General features: G+C 70.1%; 16 protein-coding genes. 11 read left to right on the plus strand and 5 right to left on the minus strand.

What is annotated here, in order from left to right:
• Positions 1 to 2: 2 nt before the first annotated feature.
• Positions 3 to 1,118 (plus strand): MAB_1171c family putative transporter, encoded by a 1,116-nt coding sequence (locus tag ACWD3C_RS21475; RefSeq protein ID WP_451146159.1) that lies wholly within the window; start codon positions 3 to 5, stop codon positions 1,116 to 1,118.
• A gap of 23 nt (positions 1,119 to 1,141) precedes the next feature.
• The gene (locus ACWD3C_RS21480) at positions 1,142 to 2,329 is read left to right on the plus strand and encodes an amidohydrolase family protein (protein ID WP_451146161.1); all 1,188 of its coding nucleotides are present in this window, start codon (positions 1,142 to 1,144) and stop codon (positions 2,327 to 2,329) included.
• A gap of 56 nt (positions 2,330 to 2,385) precedes the next feature.
• Here the strand turns inward: ACWD3C_RS21480 and ACWD3C_RS21485 are convergent, their stop codons facing one another.
• A complete protein-coding gene (locus ACWD3C_RS21485; RefSeq protein WP_451146163.1) occupies positions 2,386 to 3,375 on the minus strand; it encodes a helix-turn-helix transcriptional regulator in 990 nt (329 codons plus the stop codon).
• A 249-nt stretch (positions 3,376 to 3,624) separates the two neighbouring features.
• Between ACWD3C_RS21485 and ACWD3C_RS21490 the strand changes: the two genes are divergently transcribed.
• The 9 genes from ACWD3C_RS21490 to ACWD3C_RS21530 all read left to right on the plus strand — a co-directional run bounded on the left by ACWD3C_RS21490 (position 3,625) and on the right by ACWD3C_RS21530 (position 10,691).
• The gene (locus ACWD3C_RS21490) at positions 3,625 to 3,951 is read left to right on the plus strand and encodes a transcriptional regulator (protein ID WP_451146165.1); all 327 of its coding nucleotides are present in this window, start codon (positions 3,625 to 3,627) and stop codon (positions 3,949 to 3,951) included.
• Between the two features lies 1 nt (position 3,952).
• The gene (locus ACWD3C_RS21495; protein ID WP_451146167.1) at positions 3,953 to 4,963 is read left to right on the plus strand and encodes a hypothetical protein; all 1,011 of its coding nucleotides are present in this window, start codon (positions 3,953 to 3,955) and stop codon (positions 4,961 to 4,963) included.
• Entirely contained in the window at positions 4,963 to 5,670 is a 708-nt protein-coding gene (locus ACWD3C_RS21500) for an ATP-binding protein (RefSeq protein WP_451146169.1), read from the plus strand. The genes ACWD3C_RS21495 and ACWD3C_RS21500 overlap by 1 nt, the downstream gene beginning before the upstream one ends.
• A gap of 119 nt (positions 5,671 to 5,789) precedes the next feature.
• Complete coding sequence (locus ACWD3C_RS21505; protein ID WP_451146171.1) at positions 5,790 to 6,356, plus strand: WhiB family transcriptional regulator; 567 nt, start codon at positions 5,790 to 5,792, stop codon at positions 6,354 to 6,356.
• Positions 6,353 to 7,420, plus strand: coding sequence for a DUF2637 domain-containing protein (locus tag ACWD3C_RS21510; RefSeq protein WP_451146173.1), 1,068 nt, complete (start codon positions 6,353 to 6,355; stop codon positions 7,418 to 7,420). Before ACWD3C_RS21505 ends, ACWD3C_RS21510 begins: the two co-directional genes overlap by 4 nt.
• 103 nt (positions 7,421 to 7,523) lie before the next feature.
• Positions 7,524 to 7,748: a hypothetical protein gene (locus ACWD3C_RS21515; protein ID WP_451146175.1), complete on the plus strand. Its 225-nt coding sequence runs from the start codon at positions 7,524 to 7,526 to the stop codon at positions 7,746 to 7,748.
• A 203-nt stretch (positions 7,749 to 7,951) separates the two neighbouring features.
• Entirely contained in the window at positions 7,952 to 8,410 is a 459-nt protein-coding gene (locus ACWD3C_RS21520; RefSeq protein ID WP_451146177.1) for a plasmid mobilization protein, read from the plus strand.
• Positions 8,410 to 10,179 carry a relaxase/mobilization nuclease domain-containing protein gene (locus ACWD3C_RS21525; protein ID WP_451146179.1) on the plus strand — a complete coding sequence of 590 codons (1,770 nt, stop codon included), beginning with the start codon at positions 8,410 to 8,412 and terminating at the stop codon, positions 10,177 to 10,179. Before ACWD3C_RS21520 ends, ACWD3C_RS21525 begins: the two co-directional genes overlap by 1 nt.
• Positions 10,180 to 10,286: 107 nt before the next feature.
• Positions 10,287 to 10,691, plus strand: a complete 405-nt coding sequence (locus tag ACWD3C_RS21530) for a hypothetical protein (RefSeq protein ID WP_451146181.1) — start codon at positions 10,287 to 10,289, stop codon at positions 10,689 to 10,691.
• A gap of 45 nt (positions 10,692 to 10,736) precedes the next feature.
• On the opposite strand, the gene ACWD3C_RS21535 is transcribed toward ACWD3C_RS21530, so the two are convergent.
• The 4 genes from ACWD3C_RS21535 to ACWD3C_RS21550 all read right to left on the minus strand — a co-directional run bounded on the left by ACWD3C_RS21535 (position 10,737) and on the right by ACWD3C_RS21550 (position 12,479).
• A complete protein-coding gene (locus tag ACWD3C_RS21535) occupies positions 10,737 to 11,075 on the minus strand; it encodes a hypothetical protein (protein ID WP_451146183.1) in 339 nt (112 codons plus the stop codon).
• A gap of 48 nt (positions 11,076 to 11,123) precedes the next feature.
• Positions 11,124 to 11,339 carry a hypothetical protein gene (locus tag ACWD3C_RS21540; protein ID WP_451146185.1) on the minus strand — a complete coding sequence of 72 codons (216 nt, stop codon included), beginning with the start codon at positions 11,337 to 11,339 and terminating at the stop codon, positions 11,124 to 11,126.
• 236 nt (positions 11,340 to 11,575) lie between these two features.
• Entirely contained in the window at positions 11,576 to 12,277 is a 702-nt protein-coding gene (locus ACWD3C_RS21545; RefSeq protein WP_451146187.1) for a DUF6338 family protein, read from the minus strand.
• Positions 12,267 to 12,479, minus strand: coding sequence for a hypothetical protein (locus ACWD3C_RS21550; protein ID WP_451146189.1), 213 nt, complete (start codon positions 12,477 to 12,479; stop codon positions 12,267 to 12,269). Before ACWD3C_RS21550 ends, ACWD3C_RS21545 begins: the two co-directional genes overlap by 11 nt.
• Between the last annotated feature and the right edge of the window lie 25 nt (positions 12,480 to 12,504).

The following is a 12,504-nucleotide window of genomic DNA, read 5'->3' on the forward strand; positions in this document are numbered from 1 at the left end:
CCGTGGAACTGCTACTTCTGGGGCTCGTGGCCGCTCTCCTCTGGAAGCTCTACCAGCTGAAGCGATCCCCTCATGACGCACCCCTGCGGTCTGTCACCCTCTGTCTGCTCTGCGCTGCGCTGTCGTACCCCGTGGCCATGCCCGGCGGCGCGTCCGGCGTAGATACGGTCGCCGGCCACGGAACAGCGAAGCTGATCCAGAACGTGCTGTTGCTCCTCGCGGTGTACTTCCTGATGTGCTTCTACCTCTACTCCGCAGCCGACGAAGAAGCGGGCCGCCGCCGGGCGCGCAAGGAAGCCGTCGTCGTCGGGGTCGTCGCGGTAGCCATCACTGTGGCTGCGGAGTCGGTGCCGCACGAGGTCTTCGCCGGCAGCTTCAGCACAGCCGACATGACGATTCCGCAGATCGCCTTCTTCTACAGCGGGGCCGGTCTCTACCTCATGTATGCCCTCGGCATGGGGTGCCGGTGGACTCGCCGTTACGCCCGCATGTCCCGGCGCCCGCACTCCACCGGGCTCTGGATGGCAGCCGTCGGCCTGGGGGCGATGGCCGTAGCCTGCGCGATCCGCGCTGTCATCGTCGCCGTTCGCTGGGCCGACGTAGACGTGCCCCAGCCTCTTATGGCCGCCGTTGCCTTCCTCCTGGTGGTGTCCGTCCTGCTGTTCGCGGCGGGTATCACGTACTCCGGAGCGCGAGCCCGAATCTCCTCCCTGCGGCTCTGGCTCCAGCACCGGCGTGATCACCGCCGCCTCGCTCTTCTGTGGGAGCTGCTGGCGGAGGCGTACCCCGAGAACGTGCTGAGGCCGGCGTCTCCGGCTGCGCTGGACCGGTGGCGGGCCCGTGGCGTGCACCGGCGCTACCACCGCCGCATCGTGGAATGCCGCGACGGTTTGGTGGACATCAGCCCCTACCTGCTGGATGAGGATGACGACAGCGCGGTCCTCAGCATCGACTCCACGGAGCTTGCCGCACGGCTCCGTCGAGCCTCCGCCCGGATCGGGGATGGCGTCCCTGCACCCCGTCGAGCCGTCCCCCTCGCCATGGCTCTGGGAAGCGACCGGCAGTCGGATGTGAAACAACTGATTGCGGTGTCCGACGCCCTGCGTGATGCTGCATGACCCGTAATGATCAAGGAGACAGGATGCTGATCACCGGTGGACGAGTGCTTGTCGACTCGGGGACCTACCTGGAGGACGGCGCAGTTCTCATCGAGGGCGACTCGATCACTGCCGTCGGGCCGCGCGAACAGATCGTGGAGCAGGCCGGCTCCGACGTTCCTCACTTCGCATTCGACGGAACCGTCCTGCCGGGGCTGATCGACGCACACGTCCACCTCGCTTTCGACGGCGGCCCTGATCCGGTTTCCACGCTCCAGGACTCGACGGATGAGGTCCTGTTCGAGGACATGTGCCGTCGTGCGGAACGGCTCCTGCTCAGTGGTGTCACCACGGCCCGTGACCTCGGTGACCGGGGTGGGCTGGCGCTTCGTCTGGCTGCGGAGATCAACGATCGTCGTACGCCGGGACCGAGGATCGTGTCCGCGGGCACGCCCGCGACCACCGTGGGCGGGCACTGCCACTTTCTCGGCGGCGAGGTTTCCGGTGAAGCCGAGATCCGCGAACTCGTACGTCGCAATTTCGCAGCGGGGGCCGGGGTCATCAAGGCCATGGTCACCGGCGGCGGCCTGACGAAAGACGGCCCCAAGAGCCACCAGTCCCAGTTCACCGCAGAGGAACTGACCGCCCTGGTGGACGAAGCCCATAAGGCAGGTGTCCCCGTCGCAGCCCACGCACACGGTGCCGACGGCATCACCGCGGCCGTGGAGGCCGGTGTGGACACGATCGAGCACTGCACCTGGATGACGAGTGGTGGCCTCGACTTCCGGCAGGACGTGGTGAAGCAGATCATCGACCGGGGAATCACCGTCTGCCCGGCGGTAAGCCCCCACTGGCAGATGCTCCCCCGAATCTTCGGCGAGGAGCGCGCCGCCGCGATGTTCGATCTGGTGCGCCGGATGGCCGACGCGGGCGTACGCCTGGTGGCCGGAACGGACGCCGGAGTGCAGCGCGCCGGTTTCGACGGCCTGGTCCCGGCCCTGTCGTTCTACTCCCACTTGGGCCTGGCGAATGCTTCGATCATCGACATGGCGACGTCCGAAGCGGCCACGGCGCTGGGGCTGGGCTCCACAACGGGGCGGATCGCTCCTGGCTACCGCGCGGACCTCCTCCTGGTCGATGGAGACCCGCTCTCGGACCTCGACGCGCTGAAGGACGTCCGGGCTGTGTTCGCCTCCGGCCTGCGCCGCGAGCCGAACGCAGCGGCGGAGTAGAAGTAGCTGGTCAGTGCCCTGTTCCCAGCGACTCCCTGAGTCCTGGGAACAGGGCACTATTCGTTGGCGTCGGGGTCGGCCTTTTTCTCGAACTCGGTCGCGAGATCGTTCAAGATCGAGAGGACGTCGGCCGGCAGACCCTCCGCGCCGAGACCGCGGGCCCGGACTCGGCCTACCTTCCCGCTCTTGGCGGCCGACATCAGGCGAAGTCCTTCGTAGACCTGCCGGGCGACAGCGTCGTCCGGCTCGAAGTACAGGCGCGTGACGCCGAAGAACTGGGCGAGACCTTCCAGGACGATCGGGGCGGGGGCTTCGGCTTCGTCGGTGCCCGTACGAAGGGCCTCCACCTTCTCGGCCGTGGTGACCTGCGACCCCGCGTAAGCGTTCACAGACTCCGCGATCTCCTCGTCCCCCGGCACCGCCCCCGACGGGTACGAGCGCTCCAGGAGGAGGGTGATCTTTTCAGCGAGTGTTCGGGGCGGCTCCTCAATCATCGCGGCAGCCTCGCCCTCCACCTCCTCCCCCCGGGCCTTCGCCATTGACCGCTCCTGCGCTCGCTTCACCTCGTCCACGGTGACGCGATACGCCTCCGCCAGGTCAGGGAGGTACCTGTCCTTGAGGCGCCGCACCCCTTGTTCCGCGCCTGCCACCGGGCCGGCGCTCTTGGTACCGATGACCGCTGCCATCTCGTACCGGTAGAGGCCGGCGTCGCACCGAAGGTCAGTGAGATCGGGCAAACCGTCGCGGGGGAACAGGACGTCCAACGGCTTCTTGAGCACCCCGGCGAGGGCGGGCAACTTCTCCTGATCCGGCACGGATGAGCCCAGTTCCCACCCTGCCACTGTCGAATCCGCAGCTCCGAGGGCAGATGCCACATCGGACTGCGAGATCTCGGCGGTTCGACGTACCGCGCGCACACGAGTCCTGTCGAAGCGTCGAGCTGGCATGAGACCTCGTTTTTGTGTGAACCGAAGAAATATCGGTCCGTTGACCTTTATCGTGAACCGAGATAGCTTCAGGCTATCGAAAAACGCGGGGATTCGCACCCCCGCCCTCGGCGGCTAGGCCGTGCGCCTGCCGAGGAGAACGTCGGTCAGAGACACACCGGGGAGGTGGCGGGGCGATGCAAGCGAACGGTCCGTGATGCGGCCAGGCAACGAAAACCGGCGCCCGGGAGCTACCAACTCCCAAGCGCCGGGCTGGCACCCCGAAGGGCACCGATTCACATCTCGCGGGCGGCGGGGCTTTTGCACGAGAACCGCCGCACCGCACTCCTACGAACAACGGAGTATCCCATGCTCGCCACGCCGAGCGGAACCCCGGCATGCCCGGACACGGCCCGCCAGCACCGCCTCGCGGCCCAGCTCGCCGACATGATCCCCGGGGCGACCACCATCCGCGTCAGCCTCACCGACCCGAAGCAGGCGTGGCCCCACCCCCACGCCATCGCCAAGGACGCGGTCGGGGAGCCGATCGAGCTGAGCCGGACGACCGCCAGGGTCGCAGCCCGGTGGGTCCTGCGGGTCTGGCCGGACGCGGACTGGACCCGGCCCCACACCTTCGACCTCGCCGCCGCGACCCTCACCCGCAGCGACCTCGCCGCTGCCAGTCGGCGCCGCTGACATGGCGCGGATCCGAACGATCAAGCCGGAGGCGTTCGTCTCCGAGTCGCTCGCCGAGGTGAACGTCGAGGCCGAGCGGACCTTCTTCGGCCTCCTCACCCAGGCCGACGACCACGGCCGCCACCGCGACAACGCCGCGATCATCGCGGGGCTGCTCTGGCCCCTGCGGGCGGAGCACACCTCAGTCCACGTCGAGGACGACCTCCAGCAGCTCGCCAACGCGGGCCTGATCTGCCGGTACACCGGCTGCGACGGCCGCCGCTACCTCCACATCGTCACCTGGTCCGAGCACCAGAAGATCGACAAGCCCAGCCAGTCCCGACTGCCCTCCTGCCCGCAGCACCACGCGACTGACCGGTGCGGCCCCTGCAAGGGGACCTGCACGAGGCGTACCGAGGCGTCGCCCACCCCTACCCGAGGGCTCGCCGAGGCTTCGCCGAACGCTCCCCGAGCCCTCGAACTACCCGCGCGGCCCGCTCCGACGCCTCCCGCCCCCCGAAGCGAGGGCCCGACCGCACAACAGGACGCCCTCGTCGGCATCCCTGACCGCCCCGGCGTGAAACCCGCAGGTCAGACGGCATTCCCGGAGGGCTCCCCGAAGCCTCCCCGAAACCTCGGAGAGGGCTCGGCGCCTGGATCTAGGATCTTGGATCCTGGATCTTCATTCCCTACGGGGCGCACAGCGCCCGACGCCACAGTCTCGGCCAACGACCTCATCGGCGAGTACGTCGCCGCGTGCGACGAGCGACCGCCCAGCGACGTGCTCGGACACCTCGGCCGCATCGCCAAGAAGCTCCTCGGCGAGGGCATCGCCCCGGAGCACGTCCGCGCCGGACTGCGGCGCTTCGCGGAGATCCAGGGCCACCCCAGCCGCCTGCCGAGCCTGGTCAACGACGCCATGAACGCACGGTCCGCCGGTTTGGCGCGGCCGGGAATCCGGCCTACCGTGCCCGCTCACCAGGCGTGGACCAACCCGGTCGACGCTGCCGCCGCCTACGCCGAGGAGCTGTGATGCGCACCTACACCCGCGACCCGCAGACCCTCGGCGGCGCAGGCACCCTGGACCGGATGGCCCGGATCCTGGCCGCCCGCAACATCGACCCGGCAGCCGTCGCCGCCCTGGCCGACGAGCCCGAGCGCTTCTCCCCGCTGGACGCCCTGTTGGCCGCGATGCCCCCGCGCTACCAGGGCGCGGTCGCCGACCACCCCCAGGTCCTGGACTGGGCCCGGGACGTCGCCCAGCAGGCCGTCGCCCCGAGCATCGGAGCCCGGCGGCAGGTCACCACCGGCCCGAGCCTGCTGATGGCCGGGGTGGTCGGCGCGGGCAAGACCCACCAGGCGTACGGCGCGGTCCGACAGCTGGTGCAGACCGGAGTGGGCGTGCGGTGGCGCGCGACCACCGCCGCCGACCTGTACGCCGACCTCCGCCCCCGGCAGGGAGTCGACAGCGAGCGGGAGCTGGCGGCCGTCAGCCGGTGCCCGCTGCTGATCATCGACGACCTCGGCGCGGCCAAGGCGTCCGAGTGGGTCGAGGAAGTGACGTACCGGCTGATCAACCGCCGGTACAACCACATGCTCCCGACGCTGATCACCACCAACCTGGCGATCAAGGACCTCCGGGCCTACCTCGGCGACCGCGTCACCTCTCGGCTCGCGCAGATGACCACCCGGGTCGAGTTCGAGCCGGTCGACCGCAGACGCCACCGCCCCGCCGCCTGACCCACCGCAGGCCGCCACGCCGGGCCGCGCCCCCAGAGCGTGCTGCCCCATGCACCTCCCGACCCAGCGCACCCCTCCGCCGGCGCCCCCGCGCGCGGAGAGCGATCGGAGCAACCCGCATGACCACCACGACGATCAGCCCTGCCCACCACCGGTCGCTCGGCGATCACACCTGGCAGGACCAGGCCGTCTGCCAGAGCACCGAGTACAACCCGGTGGACCCCGAAATCTTCTTCCCCGAGCCCGACGAGACCACCAAGATCACCGCCGCCAAGTCGCTGTGCGGCCAGTGCCCGGTCCGCCGCACCTGCCTGGACGCAGCGCTGGAAGGCGGCGACACCCACGGCATCCGGGGCGGGATGACCGAGGAGGAGCGCGAGCCGCTGCACGAGAAGCTCGCCAACCGCCTCGACTACAGCCGGGTCAACGCCACCGTCGCCGGGCGCGACGTCCACCTCACCAAGGCCGAGCGCCGCGCGGTCGTCCACGCCGCCTACCGCCACGGCCTCACCGAACAGCGCCTCGCCTGGCTCCTGAAGATCACCGAGGAGCACGCCCAGAAGCTGTACCGCGAGATCCGCCGAGCCATCCGCAACCGAGACCTGGAGCAGACCACGAAGGCCACCCCACCTCCCGAGACCGACGGCAAGCGCCTGGGCCGCGACGACTTCGGGACGGCGGCGTGAACATCGCGAGCGCGCCGAGCACGGCGCATGTCACCGGATGGGACCGCGCGGTCGTCATCGCCCTCGGCGGTGCGGGATGCGCTCTGTCGTACGACGCCCTGCAGCAGATGGCCGTCGCCATCCACGTCCGGGGCCTGCTGACCTACCTCTTCCCTTTGGTGATCGACGGGTTCATCGCCTACGGCATCCGCGCCCTGCTGGTCCTGCGCGACGCACCGCTGCGCGCCCGGCTTTACGTCTGGACACTCTTCGGCACGGCCACCGCCGCCAGCATCTGGGCCAACGCGCTGCACGCGGTCAGGCTCAACGAAGAGACCGCCTCGGACACCGGGCTGCGGCTCGGAGACACGGTGGTCGCCGTGCTGTCCACCATCGCCCCGCTCGCTCTGGCCGGAGCGGTCCACCTGTACATACTCATCGCCCGGGGGTCGGTCAAGGACAGTGACCGAAGTGACCGCGACGACCTCGGTCAGACCAGTAACCCCGGTCAGCCGGAGCGCATCGCGGTCACTCGGACCGACCGGGCCGGTCAGCAGCAGCCGCAGCCCGGTCAGGTCAGCTCCGGACAGCCGGACACCGCCCTGACCGACCGACCCCGCCTGTCCCTGGACAAGCAGACCCCGGACGCCCGGACAATGACCGGGGACAGCGCCTCGGCGGACAGCAGCAGCCCGGACACCGGTCACCATGACCGGGGGCTCAACGCCGCTGACCTGGGCGGACAGTCGGACACCGCCCCGGCGGTCAGTGACCGACAGGCCGTCACCGAGCCGGTCACCGGTCGCCCGGACAACCTCCCGCCGGTCACTGACCGGCCGGTCACTCCGCCACCGGTCACTGACCGGGACCCCCGGACAACCGGTGACCGGCGACCTGACCCGGACACCGAGGAGCTGCTGGAGATCGCCCGGTCAGCGGTCAGGGCCGAGGACAAGCTGACCCGCAAGGTGGTCGCCCAGGCGATCCGCGGTCAGCAGATCCCGCTGTCCAGCGACACGCTGACCGCCCTGATGGTCCAGCTCCGCCAGCAGCACGGACAGTCGGTCACCACCTCCCGGAACTGACCGCACACCACATGGGGCGGGTGACCGAGCCGGACACCTCGGCCGGTCACCCGCCCCGGGACACGCGCCCCACGACCTCCTGAAGGAACCGGAGAGCACTGCCATGCGTACGAACCCCGCCACGCCGGCCGAGGTGGACTCCTGGCTGACCGTCCTGCACCAGCGCGGCCACCTCCACCGCGCCGAAACCGGTCCCGACAGCACCTGGACCGTGCAACGACACCGACACAGCCGCCCCTGGACCCTGCACCACCCGGTCCTCGCCATGGACTGGATCGAGGACATCGTCCGCGACATCCACCAGCAGGACGCGGAGACGGGCCGGTGACCGCCAACGACCCGGCGGCCACCACGCCCGGACCGCAGCGTGACCCCAACACGGCTCCTGGCGGAGCAAGTTGTCGCGTACGACGGTCCTACGGCCCGTCGTACGCACTTGCCCCCGCCCAGGACGGCGGGGGAAGTCCGGCTGGTCCCCGAGCGAGGGCGCACGGGGACCAGCCGGACTCCCGGCACCAGGGGGCGCCGGTCGTGGGAGGAGAAGCAGACGACCGCGCCCCGCGCGAGCAGCAGAGCACGAGCCAACCTGCGTTCCCCGACCGCAAGCCGCGCCGACGCACCCGCAACCCGAGTCGGCGCACCCACAAGACGACCACCCGCCTGTCCGACACCGAGAAGACCGAGATCACCGCCGCCGCCAAGCAGCGCGCCGTCACCGTCGCCCGTTTCCTCGCTGCTGCCGGCCTCGCCGTCGCCCGCGGTTCGACCACCGTGCACACCAACGAACAGCTCGACGCCGCCATCGACGAGATGGCCGCCCTGCGCACCGCCATTTCCCGTGTCGGCAACAACATCAACCAGATCGCCTTCGTCTACAACGCCGGAGGACAGCCCCGCCCCGGCGAATTCGACCACGCCCTCACGACCTTGACCCGCGTCCTGGCCCGCGTAGACGACGCGGCCGACACCCTGGTGAAGAAGCGCCTCTGATGGTCCCCAAGATCCGACGCGGCTCGCGCACCCACGGCTTGCTCGTCTACCTCTACGGCCCTGGCAAGCGCGACGAGCACACCGACCCCCACCTCGTCGGCAGTTGGGACGGCTTCGCCCCTGACCCTGGCCGTGACACCAGTCCCGACCCCGACCCCAAGGTAACCCTCGCCCGGCTCGCTGCCGCCCTGGACCTGCGGGTCAAGCAGGCAGGCCCCAAGGCCCCGGCCGAGCACGTCTGGCACTGCTCGGTACGCACCGACCCCGGCGACCGGACCCTGACCGACGCCGAGTGGAACACCGTCGCCCGCCGCCTGGTCCAAGCCGTCAACCTCGCCCCCGACGGCGACCCGGACGGCTGCCGCTGGGTCGCGGTGCGCCACGCAGACGACCACATCCACATCCTGGCCACGATGGTCCGAGGCGACCTGCGCCGCCCGAGGATGAACTACGACTTCAAGAAGGCCCAGGCCGAATGCCGCCGCATCGAACAGGAGATGGACCTGCGTCAGCTCAAGCCCGGCGACGGCACCGGAGCCAAGACCCCCACCAGCGCCGAGCGCTTCAAAGCCGAGCGCACCGGCCGCCCCGAGACACCGCGCGAGACGCTGCGCGAAGCCGTCCGCCAGGCCGTCGCCGGAGCCGCCGGCGAAGCCGAGTTCTTCACCCGCCTTCGCGAGGCGGGCCTGCGCGTCAAGCTGCGGCACGCCCCCTCCGGGGACGTCCTCGGCTACACGGTCGCACTGCCCGGCGACCGCAACCGCGACCGCGAGCCGGTCTGGTTCGCGGGCTCGACCCTGGCCCCCGACCTTTCCTATCCGAAGATCCAGCGGCGCCTCGCCGACGGAACCGCCGACGCGGTCACGATGGCGGAAGCCGACACCGGCCGGTCGGACTGGTCGCCGTCGGCACGGGGGCGACGCACCGCGACCGGGATCGCCGAGCGCGCCGCGATCCGCCTGGACAGCGACGACGACGATGCCGCAGCCCAACTCGTCGGAGTCGGTGAACTCCTGGACGCGGTTGCCCAGACCTCTCCGGCCGCCACCCGCGCCGAACTTGGTGCCGCCGCTCGCTCCTTCGAACGCGCCACCCGCAGCCACGTCCGGGCCGAACGCGCCGACACCCGGGCGATCCGCTCGGCGGCCCGAGGCATCATCCAGGCCGGCAGCGCGCTCGGCCGAGGTGAGGACGGCGGCACCACCGCCATGCTCGTCTCCACCCTGGTCCTGGTGGCGTTGGCCGCAGCACGCTGGCACTCCGCACGCGGTCACGCCCAACAGGCCGAAGCCTCCCGTCAGACCGCCGAGCACCTGCGCGCCGCCTACCGCCAGGCCGCCGCCGCACCCATGCAGGCCCTGCGCGAACAAGGCCGAGCCCTGCCCGAAGCCCAGCGCCGCACCTACGAGACCACCATCCGCGCCGCCCTGCCCGAGAACAGCACCCGAGCCGACACGAACACGAAGATCGACGCCCTGGCCGCCACCCTGGCTCAGGCCGAGCAGGCAGGCCACGACCCGAAGGCCCTCCTGCAGGAGGCCATCGCCATGCGCGAACTCGACACGGCCGAGGACGTGAACGACGTCCTGGTCTGGCGACTGCGCCGCCTCGCCCAGCTCCCCGCGCACCCGGGCGAAGCCGCTCGACGCCCGCAGGCCGACACCGGCCGCGCCAAGTCTGCGGCCAACCGGACCGGCGTTCGGACCGGACCTCCGGCAGCGCCTAGGCCCGCCGCCCCGGACCCGCGCAGCCGCCCGCCGCGCCGCTGACCAGCAGTCCGGCAGGCCCGCCACCGGCCTGCCGGACTGCGCGAAACCCCTGGACAACCAACTCCACCGGCTGTTACGGATGAACAGAGAAGGCCCTCGACCGGGAGATGATGCTCGTGCTCAGAACGACCGACCACCACGTAGAGCCGACCCCCGTCCTGCCCGCCGCCCCCGCCGGAAGCGACCCCCTGCTGCAGCTCCAGTACGAGACGCAGCCCCCCAGCGGACCCGGCGCGACACGCTGCCTCAGCCACCCGCCGGAGTTGTCCCTGCGCGGGATCCCCGTGATGTGCTCGGCCTGCCGGGCTCGGCGCGACTGGCTGCTCATCAACCACGGCCGCAACGTCTGGATCCGCTGCCGCTGCAGCAACCAGTGGCTCGAGCCCGAGATCAGCCGCGCCGACTTCGACGCCATGATCGCCATCCCGGACGGGACGACCTACGCCAGCGTCGAGCAGGGCCTGGCCGCACTCGGCTTCGACGGCGCCTTCGCCGGCACCTATCTGGACTAAGCCTCGAACCACCTCGGTGGATCGAGGCTTAGGCGGACCCGCCGATCATGTCGCCGACGGCGGCGGTATGTGTCGCGGCCACTGCATGCTGGCGTGTTCTGACGCGGCGGCCCGGAACGCTTCCATCAGCACGAACCCCGGATGCGTCCCGAATACTTCATATTTCCGCCGGTAGTGGCATGACCAGTAGCTCACCATGGGTCGCTCCGTGCGTGCGAAGAAGTCTGGATTGCGCTCGATGAACTCGCGATAGAGCCTGCGGTCAGCCAACCCCGGGGCAGCGAGGCCGGGAACACCCAGGCCGATCGCCTCAAGGATCTCCAGCACGTACTCGCCGGCCAACCGCACCACAAATGGGACCACCCATGGCTCGCTCGACGCCATGATCTTTTCGAGGTGGCGCTGGCGAACCTTGTCATCACCGTGCCGTGACTACAGGCAATGCAAGATCACCTGTTGGGTTTCGGTCAATGGCCCCTCCGAACTGCCGGTCTCCGCCTCCTCGTTGTAGATCCGGTAGGGGATGGCAACGGTCTCGCCCTGCACCGCAACAACCTCGAATGACTCCGCCGGCGCGAGCTTGGCATCCGGCATGACCGTCAAGACGCTCTGCACGGCACCGGCAAGACGTGCCGGAAAGGTAGCCATAAGGACATGCGTGACGTTCGACGGACCCCGGGGCAGCCGCATAACACGAGGAAGGGCGGCGAGCCCTCGCTCCCTCCGCAGCCCGCCTCAACGTTGCGAGGCAGGCTTTAGCTGCGTTCCCCTCCACCCGGCCATGATCAGCCATCAAGGGCTCGACCGTCTCACCGCTTGTCGGGCACGAGCCCGTTAGGCAAAACATGTTGAAACGGTCGGCGTGAATCAAGGTCAAACGCCTGCTAGGGAGCGGGCGGCGCCATCGGCGAGGGGGGCACCGGTGTGGCGCTTGGTGCCGGAACGCGCGGGTAGCTGATGTGCACCACGCGCACGAGCGCCCCTGGCACGAAGACGCACATGGCCGCCGACCGGGTACGCGGTACGTTGCCGGGCCCCGTCCAGGCGATCGGCCGTTGCAGCACGATGTCGCGACGGGTCGGGTCCGGATCGGTCGACACGTAGCGGACGTAACCCTCCACCAGCCGGCCGTCGGACAGCTCGATGGCGATGAACGGCTTGTGCTGCCCGTCCGCCCCCGCGCGGTCGGTGAGGGCGTGCACGGCTACAGTCCCTTCCCGGACTGCGGCGCCCGTACGTCTGGGTGACTTCCGGCCCGCGTACACGCCGGCCAGTGTGCTGAGCACCATGCTCAGCACACTGGCCACGACCACGGCGCCGACCCAGGACCAGGGACGGTCCCGGAAGTCGGCCGATGCCTTCGTCACCTCACGGAGCGTTACGAGGGAAGGTGTCAGTTCACCGATGAGCAGGGTCAGCAGCAGCCCGGCCGCGGCTGCCAGAGCGCCAACGCTGAACAGCTCGACGACCTCGGTGGTCGAGGACCGGGTGTCCTTGGGACGGTAGCGGCTCATGGACTGGTGGAAGGCGAAACCCGGCGTCATCGCGGCCAGCAGCAGCACCGCGGCGATGACGCTACTGGGCACTCGGCTCCTCCGGTGGCTCGACGACGGGCGCCTGCGCGGGCGGGACGCCGGTCACGGCGGGCGGCAACGGGGGCTCGGGCCCGTCGGTAAGATCCTCGACAACGAACTGGCGCTCGTCGAAACCGAACTCGTCCTCCCAGTCCGCTCCCCCGCCCCCCTCGTTCTCAGGGCTCGGCGAGGGCTCACTGTTCTGGGTCGTCATGACACACGCATCCTTCCTGTGCAAG

The sequence above is a fragment of the Streptomyces sp. NPDC002845 genome (genome assembly GCF_053591955.1).

Excerpts from the sequence above, each read along its gene's own strand:
- ACWD3C_RS21535 (WP_451146183.1), bottom strand. The coding sequence starts at position 11,075 with ATGGCGTCGAGCGAGCCATGGGTGGTCCCATTTGTGGTGCGGTTGGCC.
- ACWD3C_RS21500 (WP_451146169.1), top strand. The coding sequence starts at position 4,963 with ATGCGCACCTACACCCGCGACCCGCAGACCCTCGGCGGCGCAGGCACC.
- ACWD3C_RS21525 (WP_451146179.1), top strand. The coding sequence starts at position 8,410 with ATGGTCCCCAAGATCCGACGCGGCTCGCGCACCCACGGCTTGCTCGTC.
- ACWD3C_RS21505 (WP_451146171.1), top strand. The coding sequence starts at position 5,790 with ATGACCACCACGACGATCAGCCCTGCCCACCACCGGTCGCTCGGCGAT.
- ACWD3C_RS21515 (WP_451146175.1), top strand. The coding sequence starts at position 7,524 with ATGCGTACGAACCCCGCCACGCCGGCCGAGGTGGACTCCTGGCTGACC.
- ACWD3C_RS21550 (WP_451146189.1), bottom strand. The coding sequence starts at position 12,479 with ATGACGACCCAGAACAGTGAGCCCTCGCCGAGCCCTGAGAACGAGGGG.
- ACWD3C_RS21540 (WP_451146185.1), bottom strand. The coding sequence starts at position 11,339 with ATGGCTACCTTTCCGGCACGTCTTGCCGGTGCCGTGCAGAGCGTCTTG.
- ACWD3C_RS21495 (WP_451146167.1), top strand. The coding sequence starts at position 3,953 with ATGGCGCGGATCCGAACGATCAAGCCGGAGGCGTTCGTCTCCGAGTCG.
- ACWD3C_RS21530 (WP_451146181.1), top strand. The coding sequence starts at position 10,287 with ATGATGCTCGTGCTCAGAACGACCGACCACCACGTAGAGCCGACCCCC.
- ACWD3C_RS21480 (WP_451146161.1), top strand. The coding sequence starts at position 1,142 with ATGCTGATCACCGGTGGACGAGTGCTTGTCGACTCGGGGACCTACCTG.
- ACWD3C_RS21490 (WP_451146165.1), top strand. The coding sequence starts at position 3,625 with ATGCTCGCCACGCCGAGCGGAACCCCGGCATGCCCGGACACGGCCCGC.